Origin of the sequence: Embleya sp. NPDC127516, assembly GCF_044765325.1 — a bacterium.
Lineage (GTDB): Bacteria > Actinomycetota > Actinomycetes > Streptomycetales > Streptomycetaceae > Embleya.
This window is the reverse complement of sequence record NZ_JBIWJT010000024.1, coordinates 39,671-54,949: the sequence shown is the minus strand read 5'-3', so window position 1 is coordinate 54,949 and position 15,279 is coordinate 39,671. Positions and strand designations below refer to the sequence as shown.

Here is a 15,279-nt window from a genome sequence, read left to right as displayed (position 1 = left end):
GGCGTCGGCGCTAGCATCGGGTCATGTCCGGTCGTGCGCGCACCTGTACCGCACAGCCCCACCCGCACCGGTCGCCACCGCTCCCGGTCGGTGTCGGTCGCAGGCCGTCATCGTCACTGCTCCCGGTCGGCCGCAGGCCCTCGTCGCCGGGCGAGGCGCCCGAAGGCCGATCCGCGGGTGCCGCCGGCCGGCCCCTCGCCCCGTGCCCGGTGCGAGTTCCGGGCCGATCCACCCCGAGACCGCCTACCGCCAAGGACGTGCCATGACCTCAGCGCACACTCCGCCGCCGTCCTCCCCATCCGCCGACGGGCAAACCGTCGCCGGCACCGGCTTCCATCCGCACCTGCCCGACCGTCCCGCCGCCGAGCCCGGGTCACCGCGACTGCGCATCCACCACATTCGCGCCGACGCGCTCGACGCCGACACCACACAAACCGACGGCATGCGCCGCTTCGCCGCCATCAGCGGCCGATCCGTCGGCGCCGAGAAGTTGTGGATGGGCCAGACCCACGTCGCCCCGGCCACCGCCTCCGGCAATCACCACCACGGCGAATCCGAGACCGCGATCCACGTGATCAGCGGCCACCCGGTCTTCGTCTTCGCCGACGACTCCTCCGGCGAACCCCGCGAAGTGCGCCTGCGAACGGGCCCCGGCGACTACATCTTCGTCCCACCCTTCGTGCCCCACCGCGAGGAGAACCCCGACCCGGACTCCGAAGCCGTGGTCGTGATCGCCCGCAGCACCCAGGAGGCCATCGTGGTCAACCTTCCCGGCCTGCACCCCCGCCTCGACAACCCGCCGACGTGACCCTCGTCCAGCCGCGTTCAGAGCCGCCGTGAGGTTCCCCGGGTCGCCCCCGCATGCCACGTCGTACCTCCACTCGCCGGACCTCGGCCGAGGCCGAACGCGGTCACCGCGCCGATCAGCCCCAGGACGATCAGGGTGATTCCGGCGAGCACGGCCAGCACCGTCGTGCTGGACACGGGGGCGGCGATCAGGACGATGCCCGCGGCGATGTCCACGCATCCGAAGAAGATCACCCAGCCACGGCCCGGCAGGCTCTTGTGCACGACACCACCCGCGAGTTCGGCCAGGCCCCGGACGAGCCAGCCGATGCCGATCCAGATCGCCAGCACGGTGACCGAGCGCGAGCCCCCGCCCAGACACAGGACACCGAACACCACCGACACCAGACCGCTGACGATCAGCACCGCCCGCATGCCGCCCGAGAACAGCCCTCCGGCCCCCAAAACCACCTGGATCAGGCCGCTGACCAGCAGGTACAACCCGAACAGGATCGCGACCACCCGCACCGTCTGGGTCGGCCAGGCCAGCACCACCACGCCGAGGACCACCGAGGCGACCGCGAGCACGAGCAGTACCCGCGGCGGGCCGACCGACCCCCACCCGGATCCCGGCGACCGGGACCGAAGACCACGCGACATCGGAGACATCGTTCCTCCCGGCGTTCGACGTCCGCACCCACCTGGATCCGGCAAGCAGTCCCCCGCCCACTCCCATCCACCGTCGCACGCACGCCACGAGAACGCCCGCCCGTGGGGGAAATGAGCGCACGGCCTCGGCGGCACACCCGCTCCGGGACGGGCACGCGCCGGCCGCCCTCCGACCTCGCCTTCACCCCGGGACCGGCCGGGCTCCACACCGCAGGCTCCACACCACGGGCGGCTGCCCGGCGCGTCCGGGACTCGCGGCGGCACGATCACGCATCGGCCCGCCCATCGCCTGCCGGCCTACGGCGCCGGGGGATGCGGTAAGCGACAGGCCGGACACGAGAACCTGGGTGCCGCTTGCGGCAGTTGGCGGGTGGTACGAGCCCATTCCCGGACCAGCGAATCGAACACCGGCGTCGCGCCCATGCCGATCGACCACACTCGCGCCGACACGGGGGCACATCCATACGACCCCGCGCACGACCCACTCGGGCGCGTCGTCGTCAACCTCGACTTGTCATCCATGCCCCCTTGATAGTTCGGGAGGGCCACCAGCCGAGGCCGTCCGGCGCACGCGCCACCCGATCAGGTGACAACCGCGCCCTCGAACGTGTGGTTCACGACAGCGGGATCACGGCTGATCACGCTGGGTTCGCCGGGACCACCCCGACACCGCGGCCCCTCGACGACGGGGCCGCGTGCCGGGGTCGACGCGCGTCAACCCAGAAGCTTGACCGCCTGGTAGTACGTCCACGCCGTGCCGTTGCAGGTGGCCCGGGTCACCGCGCCGTAGGGGGCACACACGCGCTTGAGGTCCTCGTAGAAGGCGCTGTCCACCCGCGCCTTGTTCGCCGCGAACGTGCCCGCCGCCTTGTAGTTGCGGTATCCGAAGTCGTGCCGGGCGCAGGAGTTCTGGAACGGGAAGCCGAACGGGTTATCAGGCGAACTGGAGCAGTAGTCTGTGGACCAGTCGAAGCCGTAGGCCGACCAGGATCCCTGGTTCTGCCGCGCCGAGTTCCAGGCGTTGTAGCTGTTCACGCTCGTCTGGGTCCAACTGGACAAGACCTGCGGCTTGTCCGCCGGGGCGGCCTGGGCCGGTGTGGTCACACCGACTCCGGCAACGACCGCCGTCGCGGTGGCGGCAAGGACTGTGGTCAGCCGACGCATCGAATACCTCCAGATTGCCGACGCTCCCTCGATGGGACGTCGGGGACAGGGGTGTGCAGCCGAACTCCGAGCTCGAACCCTCGAACTCCCCATCGCGGTCCGGAAAGACGGGCCGGACAACGGTGGGCGAGCGGAGGGCGAAGACCATCCCACAGCACGAAGGAGCCGGCCGTCCACAATCCGGCCGTCCACAATCGAGAATTCATCCGCCTCGGGTCTCCCGTTCGCCACGATCCACGTCGGCGACACGTTGCGTCGCATCCACGCGCGCAACCGGCCTCGACGCGGCTGCGCATCGGCCGGGCGTCCCCGTGACCCGCCCGCTCCACCGGCCCGCAACGCGCCCGGGTCCGCGCCCGCACCCGCCCCGTCGCCGCGCTGCGCCGCCATCGCCCGGCGCAACACCGCGGTGACCTCGACGATCCGGCGCTGGGACACATCGGCGGTGAGAATGGCCCGCGATCCGTGGAACGTGCCCGCCCATTGCTGCAGTTCGACCGATACGCCCGCCTCCGAGGGGCGCATCGCGTAGCCGATGCCGTCGCGGACCGGATCGAGCTCGGCCGTGGCGACGTAGGCGGGCGGCGGGCCGGACAGGTCGTGGGCACGCGCGGCAGCCGCGTACCACGTGGGGTTGCACCGAACCGAGGTAGTGCCGCCACGAGTCGGCGATGTTGTCGCGGTCCATCCGCGGTGTGCCGGTGAACGTCCGCGCCGACACCGTGGTCATCCGGTCGTCCAAACTGGGCCGGCAGAGCAGTGGGAAGCGGATCGGCGGCCCCTGTTCGTCCCGCGCTTGCAGCGCGACGGCCGCCGTGATGCCCGCGCCGGCGCTGGTGCCGCCGACCGCGATGTGATCGGCGTCGGTGCCCGGTTGGGCGTCGTGCTCGATCGCGCCGACCGACCGGACCGGTCCTGGCATCAGGCCCGTGCCGCGCTGCGCTTCACCACCGCGCGCGAGCCCATCGTGCGATACGACGAACTCGGCGCGTTGGCCCTCCTCGCGGAGATCCCGCGGGACGCCGCGCGCGGCAACGTCGAGGTGGCCGCCATCGCCCGCCTGGCACGCAACCCGGACGACCTGGAGACCCTGGAGGTCTATTGCGCCACCGGCTCGCTCCGCCGTGCGGCCGAGATACTGCGCCTGCACGACAGCAGCGTCTCCCGTCGCCTGAACAGATCGGCGGCGTCCTGGGCATCACACTCACCGAACCCGCCGGCCTCGCCCTCGCCACCTGGCGGCTGCTCGAAGACGAGCCACGACCCGACGGCACCCGGCACCCGGCACCGGGCACCGGGCACCGGGCACCGGAGAACGGCTGGGCCGCACCCCCGGGGACGCCCCGTCCACCCGAGGCGGTACCGTTGACGGGACACGTGAGGTGCGTGATCGCCGCCGCGACAAGGGAGGTTGATGAATATGGCCCGCTCGGAGCTTATTCGTCATGCCCTTGTCCGGGTCGCGCGCTCGTCGTAGTCGGCCCGGTCGTCCCGAACGACCAGGAGTGTCGCGTGTCTTCATCTTCTTTTCCCGCAGGTACGGACCTGACCACCGATCGCCTCGTCCTGCGGCCGTGGTCCGCCGACGAGATCACCGCCGTTCTCGGTGACGCGCGGTCGGCGGACTGGGCGGAGGACTTCCCCGCCGAGGGCGATCAGGTGATCGCCGGCGTCATCGCCGAACAGTCGGATGTGCCGCGGCTGTACGGGCACCGTCAGATCGTCGAGCGAGCCACCGGGCTCGTGGTCGGCAGCATCAGCCTGCTCTGGCCGCCGAACGACGGCGCTCTGGAGATCGGTTACGGCGTCGTCGCCTCCCGGCGCGGCCGAGGCTACGCCTCCGAGGCCACTCGGGCCCTGGTCGCGTACGCGTTGACCTCACCACAGGTGGACACCGTGTACGCCGACGTCGAACTGTCGAACCCGGCCTCGGTCCGCGTACTGGAGAAGGCCGGGTTGCGGCGCTGGAGCGGCGACGCGTCAACCGCCCGCTTCCGCGCCACGGCACCGGAACCGAACCGGCAGCAGCCGTAGTCGATCGGGTCGGCGGCGGCGCCATCCGCCGCCGCCGGCCCCCGGCTCGCCCGGTTCACCGGCCACCGGGCCCAAGTCACGACTTCCCGCGCTACTTCTGCTCGGCGAGCCACTGGTCGAACGTGGTCGGCGCGATCCGGGCGCCCTCGCCGGGCAGCAGCGCGTCCCCCGCCATCGCCGGTCCGAACATGCCGGACCACGTCGGCACCAGCCGCACCGAGCGGCCACGCGCGGCGAGCGTGCGCCGGGCCATGTCGACCAGGTCCTGCGGGTCGGGCCCGGCGATATCGGCGTAGCGCCCGCGCGGCTGACCGGTCGCGACCTCGGCCAGGACGTCTGCCACGTCCGCGGGCGCGATCGGCTGCACCAACAGCGGCGCGATCGTGGCGACACCGTCCTGCTCGGTCCAGCTCGTCACCATCTCGGCGAAGTCGTGGAACTGCGTGGCCGGCACGATCGTCCACGGCACCGTCCCCTCGGCCACCAGGCGCTCCTGCTCGCGCTTGCCCGCGTAGTGCGCGTTGCCCTCGACCCGATCGATCCCGACGATCGAGAGCAGCACGTGGTGCCGGACCCCGGCGCGCTTCCCGGCGGCCAGCAGGTTCCGCGTCGTGGTGCCGAAGTAGGCCACCGTCTCGGCCGGGTCGACGGCCGGCCCGTTGGTCGCGTCGACGACCGCCTCCACGCCGGCCAGGGCATCGTCGAGGCCGTCACCGGTGGTCAGGTCGACACCGAGCGAGCGGCTGATCCGCACCACCTCGTGCCCGTCCCGCTCGAGAGCGGCGACGGTGAGCGCCCCGATGTTTCCCGTCGCGCCGGCGATTGCGATCCGCATGGTGATCTCTTTCTCTCGCTGCCAGGAACACCGACGCTATCACGGACTAAATAGGTCCACAAAGTCTGCGATAGACTCGAGGCATGAAGCTGCCCGGGAGTACCGAATGGGTCCTGCACTGCGCCACCACGCTGGCCCAACTCGACCCCGGGACCAGCGCGTCGACGACCCAACTCGCGCAGTACTACGACCTGCCGGCGCCCTACCTCGCCAAGCAGCTCAAGACCCTGGTCCGGGCCGGCCTGTTGTCCGCGACCACCGGTCCCAGAGGCGGATTTCGGCTCGCCCGACCCGCCGCCGAGATCACCCTTCTGCACATCGTCGAGGCCGTGGACGGCACTTCCTCACCGTACGAGTGCCGGGAGATCCGGCAGCAGGGGCGCGGTGCGCTGCCGGCCGACGAATGCCGGCGGGACTGCATCCTCGCCGCGAAGATGGCCGACGCGCACCAGGCGTGGCAGCACAGCCTGGCCGGCGTCAGCCTCGCCGACATCGTCGCCGACCTGCCCCCCACCGCACCGGCCCGCACCCGGCTGCGCCTGACCGGCACGGCGTAGGGCGGTTCTTCGATCCCCGTCGGATTCCACGACGGGAATCGAAGACCGGCCCCGGCCGCCGAGCCCGCACGAACGCGAGGCGGAAGGTCCTGACGCCGAAACCCCGCGCGAACCCGCGGATCGGGCGGTGCCGGAACGGCGTAGGGCGGGGCGCCGGCCCGCCGCCCCGCCCGATCCCGCACCCCGGCCGGGTTCAGCCGCGCCCGCCCCCGCTCGCCCCGCGCTCGGTGGCGTTCGCGGACGGGATCGCCGTACCCGCGTCCCGGACCAGCGTCACGGTATCGACCTGCGCACCGGTGGCGCTGAGCGTGCGAATGGTCATCGTGGTCTCGCGCCCGGCGGCGGCCGGACGGACGTCGACCGCGATGAACGCGTTGCCGCGAAAGCGCACGCGCGACCACTCGACGGTCTCGTCGACCCTGGCGCCCTTGACGTGGAAACCACCCTTGACCGCGTCGGTGACGTCGGCGGGACCGCCCGCGTAGGTCTCCGGCGCGGAGAACTCGTAACCACTCTTCCCGCCACTGCCCACGGTCAGGTACGTGGTGCCGTCGGTCGCGGGCCGGATCCGGTCGCCGATCGCGGCACGGCGCGTGCGCACACCGCCGCGCATCGGATCGGCCCGCTCGTAGACGTGGTTGTGCCCGTTGATCACGAGGTCGACCTGATAGCGATCGAACAACGGGATCCACTCCTCCCGGATCGCGCCGTCCGAGACGTGGTCGGTCGCCGTGCAGTACGCGCAGTGGTGGAAGAAGGCGACGATGAAGTCGATCCCGGGAGTACGCCGTAGTCGGGCCAACTCCCCGGCCAGCCAGGTCGTCTGCGCGCCGGCGGTGTAGCCGCGGTTGTGCGGGATCTCGTGCGAGATGTCGTTGGCGTCCAGGCTCACCACCGCGACGTTGCCATAGCTGAAGCCGTACGTGGCGTGCGCGTTGCGCGGCCCGTTGCCGGGCAGGTGCCAGCGGGCGAGGTGACCGCCGTAGCCGTCCGGCGAGTACAGCGCCTCCATGTCGTGGTTGCCCATCGCGACCATCCACGGCACGGACGCGGCGACGGGATCGATCATCCGCAGGTATTCGTCCCACACCTCCGGCTGAAGCTTGTCCGCGCCCTCCGCGCTGTGGTGGCTGGACGGCAGTCCCGCACCGGACGCGGCGTACGAGATGTCGCCCGCCAGCAGGTGGAACACCGGGTTCTGCCGGAGCATCAGCGTCTGGTTGGCGGCGGCGCCGAACTCCACACCCTCGTCGCCGAACGCGGTGAAGGTGAACGGTTCCGGCACGCCGCCGGCCGCCGGTGCGGTACGAAACGAACCGACGGTCGCGGCAACGGAGTTCGAGTCGAGGCCGTCGTGGCCCAGCGCGTAGTGGTAGCGCGTGCCGGGGTCGAGCCCGTCCAGCGCGGCATGCAGGTGGTACTGGTCGTGGTCGAAATAGGCCGAGGCGGGGTTGTCGGCGTACTCGATCAGGTGCGAGTGCAGGTGCCGGATCTCGGCCGGCACCACTTGGTCCAGCTGCCCCGGCGAGGTGCCCAGGCGCAGGTACGGCCGGCGCACCGGCTGCGGCACCTGCCAGCTCATCGCCGCCTGGCTGCGCGGGTCCGCGCCCAGTGCGAGGTGGCGGCCGGCGGGCTTGAGCGCGTTCCCGTCGACGTAGTTCGTGCCCACGAGCAGGGAGGGCGCGCGGCGCACGCCGGCCGACGACGAGGTGCCGAACAGCGGGACGGCCGCCGCACCGAGGCCGATCGCGGTGAGCACGCTGCGGCGCGAGACGGTGCGGCGCCGACTGCGCAGGTATTCGTGCTGTTCGGCGATGCTCATGGTCGCGGCGAGCCGGTCGGGGACGCCGGAGCGGGGCAGGTGCGGGTTCCGGCCGGGGGCGGGGCTCATCGGGTGCTCCTGGAACGTGCGGCGAACAACAGGACGAGGCCGGCACCGAGCGCGGCGGTGCCGAGGAGGACGGGCAGGACGACGTCGGCGCCGGTGCGCGACAACGAGCCGCCGCCGGTCGCGGTCTCCGGGACGGTGCCGGAACGGGAGCCGCCGGTACCCGAGTTGCCCGAGCCGCCCGCACCCCGGGACCCACCGGAACCTCCGGAGTCCGACCCGCCGGAGTCGGATCCCGGCGGCGTCGAGGTCCCGGTGGACGGGACATCGGTGGGAGCGGTCGGCGCCGGCGTGTGGGTCGACCCGCCCGAGGGTTCACCGGTCGGGGGAAGCGTCGGTGGCTTGCCGGTGGGCGGCCCGCTGGTCGGCGGCTTGCTCGTCGGCGGCGACGTCGTCGGCGGCCCGCTCGGGTCGGGGCTCGTCGGTGGTGTGGTCGGCCGTTCCCGGCCCAGGGCCCAGCAGCCGCCGACGGGCCCCAGCGCCGCCTGCTTCGCGACGTCGCCGTGGTGCTCGGCACGCAGCGCGACCAGGGTCCAGCCGTTCGGCACCACCGCCGCGGCCTGCGCGGGCCGGGTGCCGACCACGTGTGCGGCGGGCCCGGCGGGCCACGGCTGCCCCCAGCTCGGCCCGGCGTCGGTGGCCACCTCGTGCCGCGCGCCCGCTTCGTCGGCGAAGGTGAACACCGCCGAGTCGATCGCCGGCGCGCGCACGCCGCCGTCGCCCAGTGCGGCGGTGAACACGGCGCGGTCGGCGGGGACTCGCCATTGCGCGGCCGTGACGCAGGACTCGGGCAGGTCGCCCGCCTTGACCGCGGGGCCCTGCCACGAGGCGTGCCGGACCGGGCCCTGATCGGTCGGGCTCGGCGGCGCGCCGGTCGCGGTGTCGGTGGGCCCCGAGGTGCCCGCACCGGGCGAGGGGAACGACCCGGCCCGACCCTCGCCGTGGTCGCCGACCACGAGTACGCCCTTGACCGGTGTCGCGCCCGCGGGCACCGCGAAGGTGAGCGACGTGCCGTCGGCGGCCACGTGCAGCGCGCCGTCCGCGACGCGCTCGGGCGAACCGTCGACGTACACGCCGACCCCGCCCGCGTCGAGGCCGGACCCGCTCACCGTCACCGTGTCGCCCGGCCCCGCCCCAGGCGGCCCGAACCCGGTCACGGTGGTCGTGGGCAGCGCCGGTCGGCGGAACACCGCGGCGGTGTCGCCCGCGGTCACCTCGGCGATCCTGGTGTCCAGGTACCGCTCGTTGCCGTCGATGCGCAGGCGCAGAGTGTCCCCCGCGTCGATGCCCACCCGCCACCGCATGTCGATGGTCACCCCGAGCCCGGCCCGCGCGGAGTCGGCCGTGGTCGAGGCGAGGTCGGCGACCATCACGGTCCAGGTCGCGTCCAGGAAGCCGGTGCCGTCGCCGAGCATGGCTCGGTACATCGCCGGATCGCCCTTGTAGAGGCTCTTCATGACCAGGCCGTCGTCGTCGGTGCGGAAGTGCAGGGCACGGGTGACCAGGCCGCCGGGTATCCGGCCGGCGGGCAGGTCCACGTGCTCCTCGCGCGGGGTACCGGGGAAGAACGTCAGGCCGGTGACCTCGGTGCCGGCACGCGGTGCCGGGACGTCGGCGCCGGGGGCGCCGGCCTCCGCAGGGGCGCCGACCTCGGTGCGCACCCTGTCGATGTGCACGAGGGACTTCACGCCGACCACCTGGTCGAGTTCGCGGAACTGGTTCAGCGGGTGGTCGAACCCGGTCACCTCCGAACCGGCGTTCAGGCTCTGCCCGGTGCGCGAGACGTTCGCCGTCGCCGATGCGATCGCGGGCGTACGTTTGCCCAACGGTGTACCGGCCGGCACCGATCGCTCGGCCGAGGCGGTGCCGTCCGACCCGGCGGCGGGCACGGTCAGCCAGTCCGCGGCGCGCGAGCGCGTGTCGCCGAAGTTCTCGTCCGGTCCGGAGGCCAGTTCGCTGTAGCTCCCGGATCGGGTGACCAGTCCCGGTGTCATGGCGCGTTGTTCACCGGTCAGGTATTCGGCCCGCGCGGTGCGGGTCGGCGGAGATTCGGCCGCCGAGGAGATCAGCGGGAAGAGCAGGACCAGCAGTCCCAGCACCATCAGACCGACCGCGACCCGTCGTGGCCGAAGAGCGGTGAGCAAGGGACGACTACGCGTTGTGCCCATGTGGAGGTGAAGACCCGTCACTCGTCCCGGTGCCGGCGGCTGCCCGTGGTGTGACCGCCGGGAGCGTGCGTGGGAACGGGAAGCCGAAGGAACCGAAGTCGACGATTTCCGATCGGAGAACGTCGACGACGATCGTGAGTATGCAAGACGGGCGGGCCGCGAATCCGGCCGAAGATCAACCTTCGGCGGGAATTGCCCCATGGTTCCCGCGCGATGGTCCCAGGGTTCACCAAGCTCCGGCGATACTCGCCGGCGACCACCGACCCGACTACGCGCCGTAGCGGTTCGGCGGACCGAAGTCGGGTGGTGCCGCGGGCCGGAAGGGCCCACGGCATGCCGAACCGGCCCCGCCGACTGATGTCGGGAGGCCGGTCGGCGCGAGTCCGGTGTCAACGACCGTGGTCGCCGGGCCCGTTCGGCGGCGCCGGGGGTGCCGGGGGTGCCGGGTCAGACCGGCGGCGCCGAGGGGTGCCGGGTCAGACCGGCGGCGCCGAGGGGTGCCGGGTCAGACCGGCGGCGCCGAGGGGTGCCGGGTCAGACCGGCAGCGCCACACCACCGGTGAGCACCGCGAGGGCCTTGACCGGCAGGTCCTTCAGACCGGCGAGCACCGCGGTGGCATCGGCCGTGGCAGCCGCCACGTCCAGCTTCTTCACGTCGTCGAGAAGCTTGGTGATGTCCGCGATCAGCTTGTCCAACGCCGCCTTGAGGTCCGCGACGACATCGGTGGCGGCCACCGGGCCGGCCCCGTCGGCCCGGGCGGCGTTGGGCTCGGTCGTCTCGCCGCGCACCGGGACCGCGGCCGTCGGCAGCGTCGGCAGGCCGGGCAGCGTCTTCAGCAGGGCCGGCACCTTGAGCAGCAGGTCCTTGACGTCCGCGATGGCGGCGGCGAGGGCCTCCTGGGCCCCCTTCAGATCGTTGGCCAACACGCGCTCGAGCAGCTTGCCGGCGTCGGCGACCAACTTGTCCAACGCGGCCTTGAGTTCGGCGACCGCGTCGGTGACCGCGGCATCCGCCCCGGGCGAGACCGGCGCCGAGGCCACCAGGCCGTCGCCGGACACGCGCAGCCGCTCCCTGAGGGTTTCCAGCTTGGCCGCGTCCGGGTGGCCGGAACGGGCCTCGGCGGCGATCTCGGAGAACGTCGACAGGGTCTCGCCGAGGCGATCGACCGTGTCGAACCGCTGGTGGGCGGCGGCGACCCGGGTCTCGGTGGAGGTGGCGGCCACGGCCGGGCCGACGGCGCCGGCGACGAGCGCCCCGGACACGGCGGTGGTCACGATCACGGAGGTGAACTTGGTGGTGCGCATGCCGATATGACCCTTCGATGGGGTGCGTGGGGTGGGGTGGGGGACTTTCGAGGTACTTCTCGTTCACCTTGTGGCGGCCGATGACGCACCGCAACTCAGCGCCACGGTTGGTGACCGGCACGCCCAACCGGCGTCACCGCACGACCTGCCCATTCGTAGAATCCGACGGCCGACGCCGCTCCTCCCCCATACGGCCGTCCGGGCACCGGCGGCCCACACGGCCACATGGCGGGCGATGGCCCCGCGACGCATCGACCCTTGGGCCCGGCGTCCCCGGCCCGAGACGGGGTCGAGCGGGCCCGGGCGGGTCCCGCGTGTCCGGGCCGCCGGCACGGTGCCTGCCCGGTCGCGGCCAGGTGCGCGAGCGGTGGGCGGGCGCCGAGGGGCGACGCCGTCGCCGGGCCCGGATCACCCCGGCGGAGCGGCGCCGACACGAGCGATCGTGCGCCGTCGCGTCCCCCCGGGCCGCGAGCTAGCGTGGAGGTGAGGGAGCATGCTCATGCGCTGCCAGTCCTGTGGATACGAGAACCCCGTAGGCACTGCCGAATGTGCGCGGTGCGGGGCGACGACGGCTCCGCTCTCGACGCCGTTGGCCCCGGCCGTGGGAACAACCGGGCACGTGCCGCATCGGCGGGCCGGGGACCTGCCGGGGCACGGCAGAGAGTTCACCGGCCTCGTCCGCGATTTCCGGATCCGCCGTGAGCGGCGGATCGACGACCTCGACGCCGACCTGGAGGTCTGGAGCTTCCACGTCCAGCGTCCGGACGCGGACGGCGAGCGGCTCGTGCCGGTGCCCGTGGAAATGCGCGGGTTGTGCTTCGCGGGAACGGTCAGCGAGGGAGACGAGGTACGGGTCGGCGGCACCTGGCGCGACGGCGCCCTGCACGCCGAGGAGCTCGACGACCTCACCACCGGCGCCCGGGTGCGCGCCAAGGCCTCGCGCCGCGTGCGCTCGGTGCTCGTGGCGGTGGGCTTCATCCTCTTCGTGATCGTCGCCGGCTTCGTTCTCACCGCGGTGATCTCCTTCTGACCGACCCGCGAACGGCCTGATCGACCCACCAACGGCCGGCGGACGCGGTAACCGGGCGGACCGGGCGGACCGGGCGGACCGGGCGGACCGGGCGGACCGGGCGGACCGGGCGGACCGGGCGGACCGGCACAGTGGACACAGCCCTCACGGGATACGGCCGTCACGGTGAATGTGGCCCACGTCACACAACGCGGCCGAGGCCTCGCGGTGTCACGCAGGTGTGAACCGAACTCCTTGCGGGACCGAGCTGTCGGTCGTGATACCCGTGTTCAACGAGTCGCGGCGGCTGCCGGCGACGCTGGTCACCGTGCTCGACCACCTCCGGGAAAGCGGGATCGACTGGGAACTGGTCGTCTCCGACGACGGGTCCACCGACGATACGTACGCCATAGCCACGGCGGCGGCCCGGCACGAGCCCAGGGTGCGCGTCGTGCGGCACCCGAGCAATCGAGGCAAGGGACACGCGGTACGCCGGGGCGTCGAGGTCACGCGCGGGCACCGGGTCCTGGTCTGCGACGCGGATCTGGCGACCCCGATCGCCGAGTTGGCCCGGCTCCAGGCCGTGCTGGACGACGGCTTCGACGCCGCGATCGGCTCGCGCGGCGAGGCGTTCGCGGTGGCCCGGCCGCCGATCCGGCGCGTGTTGTCCGACGTCGGGAGCCGGCTGATCCGGGCGGTCGCGCTGCCCGGCACCGTGGACACCCAGTGCGGGTTCAAGCTGTTCGACGGCGCCAAGGCGCGCGCCGCGTTCGCGTGCGCGGACGTGGACGGATGGGCGTTCGACATCGAGGTGCTCCGGCTCTTCCTCGGCTGCGGTTGGAGCTTCGTCGAGGTCCCGGTGGCGTGGACCCATCAGAGCGGCTCGAAGCTGCGGCCGGGCCACTGCCTGGAGGTGCTCACCGACCTGGCCCGGGTGCGCCTGCGGCACGGCCGGCCGGGGCGCGCCGGAGACCCGTCGGCGCGGATGCGGCGGCCGGCGGGCGGTACCGGCTCGCCCCGCGACCCTTTCCCGCTTCCGCTGCCTCCGAGGCGGGCGGCGTGACCGCGGTACGCGACGTGGTCGCGCCGCCGCGCCCGCCCGCACTCCCCCGGCTTCCCCGACTCCCCCGCTCCGGACGGGTCGCCGACGCGCTCGCGTGCGGCACGTATCTGGTGGCCGCGCTGCTGCTGTTCCGAGGGCTGTGGGCGGGTGGGCCGGCCGGGCGCTACCTCGTGGACAGCGGTCAGGACCAGCGCCAGTGGGAGTGGTTCTTCGCGGTGACCGCGCGTGCCGTCGCGCACGGCGAGAACCCGCTGACCACGACGCTGCAAAACCACCCCGACGGGGTGAATCTGATGGCGAACACCTCGATGCCGGGCCTGTCCATCCCACTGGCCCCGATCACCTGGCTGTTCGGACCGTCCGCGACCTGGGCCGTCGTGCTCACCCTCGGGCTGGCCGCGACGGCCGCCGCCTGGTACCACCTGATCTCCCGTCACCTGGTCGCCTCGCGCCCGGCCGCCGCCCTCGGCGGAACCTTCTGCGCGTTCGCCCCGCCGATGGTCTCGCACGCCAACGCGCACCCCAACCTGGCCGTACTGTTCGTCCTCCCGTTGATCATCGATCGCCTGATCCGGGTCGCCGCCGGTCGTCGACCGATCCGCGACGGCGTGCTCCTCGGTCTGTTGACCACGTATCAGATCTTCCTCGGCGAGGAGGCCCTGCTGCTGGCCGCGACCGGCATCGCGCTGTTCGCGCTGACCTACGCGTGCGTCGCGCCGGGGGCCGCACGCGCCGCGCTGCCGCACCTGGCCCGCGGGGTCGGGGTCGGTGCAGCGCTGTGCGGTGTCCTGGTCGCGTATCCGTTGTGGTGGCAGTTCACCGGCCCGCAGAGCTATACGAACCTGCTGCACGGCCCGGCCGGCAACGACCTCGCGGCGCTGACCGCGTACGCCGACCGCTCGCTCGCCGGCGACATCGACGTCTCCGCCCGCCTGTCGATGAACCGGACCGAGGAGAACGCGTTCTTCGGCTGGCCGCTGCTCGTGCTGGCCGTCGCGATCACCGTCGCACTGTGGCGGACGGTCCTGACCAAGGCCCTCGCGGCCGTCCTGGTCGGTGCCGCGCTGTTCTCCCTCGGCCCGGAGATCATCGTCGACGGCGAGGCCACCGGGATCTTCGGCCCGTGGAAACTGCTCGGCCGACTCCCGCTGTACGAATCGGTGTTGGAGAGCCGATTCACCATGGTGTGCGTGCCCGTGCTGGGCATCCTGCTCGCCCTGGGCGCGCAGGCCGCCGGCCGCGCGGGTGACCGACGGATCCGGCTGCTGTGGTGCGTCGTGGTCGTCCAGGCGCTGTTGCCGCTGCTGCCCCAGCCCCTGGCCACCGCGCCGCGCGAGCCGACGCCGGCGTTCTTCGCGGACGGGACCTGGCGCCGCTTCACCGGTCCCGGCCGGGCCATCGTGACCGTACCGCTGCCCGACCCCGGCGACGCGCGCGCGTTGACCTGGCAGGTCGACGCGGGGCTGGGATTCCCGCTCGCCGAGGGCTACTTCGTCGGCCCGTTCGGGCCGGACCGGCTCGGCGGCTATGGCGCGGTCACCAGGGCCACCTCGCAGTTGTTGCGCGAGGTGCGCGACGGCGGGGTCGTACCGGAGGTGAGCGACGCGGACCGTGCCCAGGCCCGCGCGGACCTCGCCTTCTGGCGCGCGGACGCGGTGGTGCTCGGGCCGCACGACCGCCGGGAGGCGCTGCGCGCCACGCTCGACCGGCTGCTCGGTCCGGGCGTCCCGATCGGCGGGGTCTGGTTGTGGGACGTGCGGGCGGGAGGTGCGGCCGGTGCCGGCTGAGCAGGTGACTCCGT

The 15,279-nt window shown here is 72.9% G+C and carries 13 protein-coding genes and 2 pseudogenes; 7 read left to right on the top strand and 8 right to left on the bottom strand.

Annotated elements, in window-relative coordinates:
- The first annotated feature begins 262 nt into the window (after nucleotides 1-262).
- Complete coding sequence (locus ACIRL2_RS35990) at nucleotides 263-808, top strand: cupin domain-containing protein (RefSeq protein WP_402237934.1); 546 nt, start codon at nucleotides 263-265, stop codon at nucleotides 806-808.
- A gap of 17 nt (nucleotides 809-825) precedes the next feature.
- Here the strand turns inward: ACIRL2_RS35990 and ACIRL2_RS35985 are convergent, their stop codons facing one another.
- From ACIRL2_RS35985 to ACIRL2_RS35970, 4 genes and pseudogenes are all read right to left on the bottom strand, one after another.
- Complete coding sequence (locus ACIRL2_RS35985) at nucleotides 826-1,446, bottom strand: HdeD family acid-resistance protein (protein WP_395860849.1); 621 nt, start codon at nucleotides 1,444-1,446, stop codon at nucleotides 826-828.
- 723 nt (nucleotides 1,447-2,169) lie between these two features.
- Nucleotides 2,170-2,619: a phospholipase gene (locus ACIRL2_RS35980; RefSeq protein WP_395860851.1), complete on the bottom strand. Its 450-nt coding sequence runs from the start codon at nucleotides 2,617-2,619 to the stop codon at nucleotides 2,170-2,172.
- A gap of 522 nt (nucleotides 2,620-3,141) precedes the next feature.
- Nucleotides 3,142-3,216: pseudogene (locus ACIRL2_RS35975) on the bottom strand (hypothetical protein); the annotation flags it as partial.
- Nucleotides 3,217-3,319: 103 nt separating this feature from the next.
- Nucleotides 3,320-3,472 (bottom strand): annotated as a pseudogene (locus tag ACIRL2_RS35970) (alpha/beta hydrolase fold domain-containing protein); the annotation flags it as partial.
- Between ACIRL2_RS35970 and ACIRL2_RS35965 the strand changes: the two are divergent.
- Together ACIRL2_RS35965 and ACIRL2_RS35960 are read left to right on the top strand one after the other, a co-directional pair.
- Entirely contained in the window at nucleotides 3,416-3,988 is a 573-nt protein-coding gene (locus ACIRL2_RS35965; RefSeq protein WP_402238051.1) for a hypothetical protein, read from the top strand. The pseudogene ACIRL2_RS35970 and the gene ACIRL2_RS35965 sit on opposite strands and share 57 nt — an antisense overlap.
- A 143-nt stretch (nucleotides 3,989-4,131) precedes the next feature.
- Nucleotides 4,132-4,653: a GNAT family N-acetyltransferase gene (locus ACIRL2_RS35960; RefSeq protein WP_402237930.1), complete on the top strand. Its 522-nt coding sequence runs from the start codon at nucleotides 4,132-4,134 to the stop codon at nucleotides 4,651-4,653.
- Nucleotides 4,654-4,744: 91 nt separating this feature from the next.
- Here ACIRL2_RS35960 and ACIRL2_RS35955 read toward each other — a convergent pair whose 3' ends face one another.
- Entirely contained in the window at nucleotides 4,745-5,488 is a 744-nt protein-coding gene (locus ACIRL2_RS35955) for an SDR family oxidoreductase (protein ID WP_395860855.1), read from the bottom strand.
- An 83-nt stretch (nucleotides 5,489-5,571) separates the two neighbouring features.
- Between ACIRL2_RS35955 and ACIRL2_RS35950 the strand changes: the two genes are divergently transcribed.
- Entirely contained in the window at nucleotides 5,572-6,045 is a 474-nt protein-coding gene (locus ACIRL2_RS35950; RefSeq protein ID WP_395860856.1) for an RrF2 family transcriptional regulator, read from the top strand.
- A 193-nt stretch (nucleotides 6,046-6,238) separates the two neighbouring features.
- Here the strand turns inward: ACIRL2_RS35950 and ACIRL2_RS35945 are convergent, their stop codons facing one another.
- The 3 genes from ACIRL2_RS35945 to ACIRL2_RS35935 all read right to left on the bottom strand — a co-directional run bounded on the left by ACIRL2_RS35945 (nucleotide 6,239) and on the right by ACIRL2_RS35935 (nucleotide 11,406).
- On the bottom strand, nucleotides 6,239-7,936 hold the full coding sequence (locus ACIRL2_RS35945) for a purple acid phosphatase family protein (protein WP_395860858.1): 1,698 nt from the start codon (nucleotides 7,934-7,936) through the stop codon (nucleotides 6,239-6,241).
- Nucleotides 7,933-10,077 carry a hypothetical protein gene (locus ACIRL2_RS35940; RefSeq protein WP_402237926.1) on the bottom strand — a complete coding sequence of 715 codons (2,145 nt, stop codon included), beginning with the start codon at nucleotides 10,075-10,077 and terminating at the stop codon, nucleotides 7,933-7,935. The genes ACIRL2_RS35945 and ACIRL2_RS35940 overlap by 4 nt, the downstream gene beginning before the upstream one ends.
- A 558-nt stretch (nucleotides 10,078-10,635) precedes the next feature.
- Complete coding sequence (locus ACIRL2_RS35935; protein ID WP_395860862.1) at nucleotides 10,636-11,406, bottom strand: hypothetical protein; 771 nt, start codon at nucleotides 11,404-11,406, stop codon at nucleotides 10,636-10,638.
- A gap of 619 nt (nucleotides 11,407-12,025) precedes the next feature.
- On the opposite strand from ACIRL2_RS35935, the gene ACIRL2_RS35930 reads away from it, so the two are divergent.
- From ACIRL2_RS35930 to ACIRL2_RS35920, 3 genes are all read left to right on the top strand, one after another.
- Entirely contained in the window at nucleotides 12,026-12,436 is a 411-nt protein-coding gene (locus ACIRL2_RS35930) for a hypothetical protein (RefSeq protein ID WP_402237924.1), read from the top strand.
- Nucleotides 12,437-12,701: 265 nt separating this feature from the next.
- The gene (locus tag ACIRL2_RS35925) at nucleotides 12,702-13,478 is read left to right on the top strand and encodes a glycosyltransferase (protein WP_402237921.1); all 777 of its coding nucleotides are present in this window, start codon (nucleotides 12,702-12,704) and stop codon (nucleotides 13,476-13,478) included.
- The gene (locus tag ACIRL2_RS35920; RefSeq protein WP_402237919.1) at nucleotides 13,475-15,265 is read left to right on the top strand and encodes a glycosyl transferase; all 1,791 of its coding nucleotides are present in this window, start codon (nucleotides 13,475-13,477) and stop codon (nucleotides 15,263-15,265) included. The genes ACIRL2_RS35925 and ACIRL2_RS35920 overlap by 4 nt, the downstream gene beginning before the upstream one ends.
- Nucleotides 15,266-15,279 lie beyond the last annotated feature (14 nt).

Coding starts and splice junctions, on each gene's coding strand:
- ACIRL2_RS35990 (WP_402237934.1), top strand. CDS start 263: ATGACCTCAGCGCACACTCCGCCGCCGTCCTCCCCATCCGCCGACGGG.
- ACIRL2_RS35985 (WP_395860849.1), bottom strand. CDS start 1,446: ATGTCGCGTGGTCTTCGGTCCCGGTCGCCGGGATCCGGGTGGGGGTCG.
- ACIRL2_RS35980 (WP_395860851.1), bottom strand. CDS start 2,619: ATGCGTCGGCTGACCACAGTCCTTGCCGCCACCGCGACGGCGGTCGTT.
- ACIRL2_RS35955 (WP_395860855.1), bottom strand. CDS start 5,488: ATGCGGATCGCAATCGCCGGCGCGACGGGAAACATCGGGGCGCTCACC.
- ACIRL2_RS35950 (WP_395860856.1), top strand. CDS start 5,572: ATGAAGCTGCCCGGGAGTACCGAATGGGTCCTGCACTGCGCCACCACG.
- ACIRL2_RS35945 (WP_395860858.1), bottom strand. CDS start 7,936: ATGAGCCCCGCCCCCGGCCGGAACCCGCACCTGCCCCGCTCCGGCGTC.
- ACIRL2_RS35935 (WP_395860862.1), bottom strand. CDS start 11,406: ATGCGCACCACCAAGTTCACCTCCGTGATCGTGACCACCGCCGTGTCC.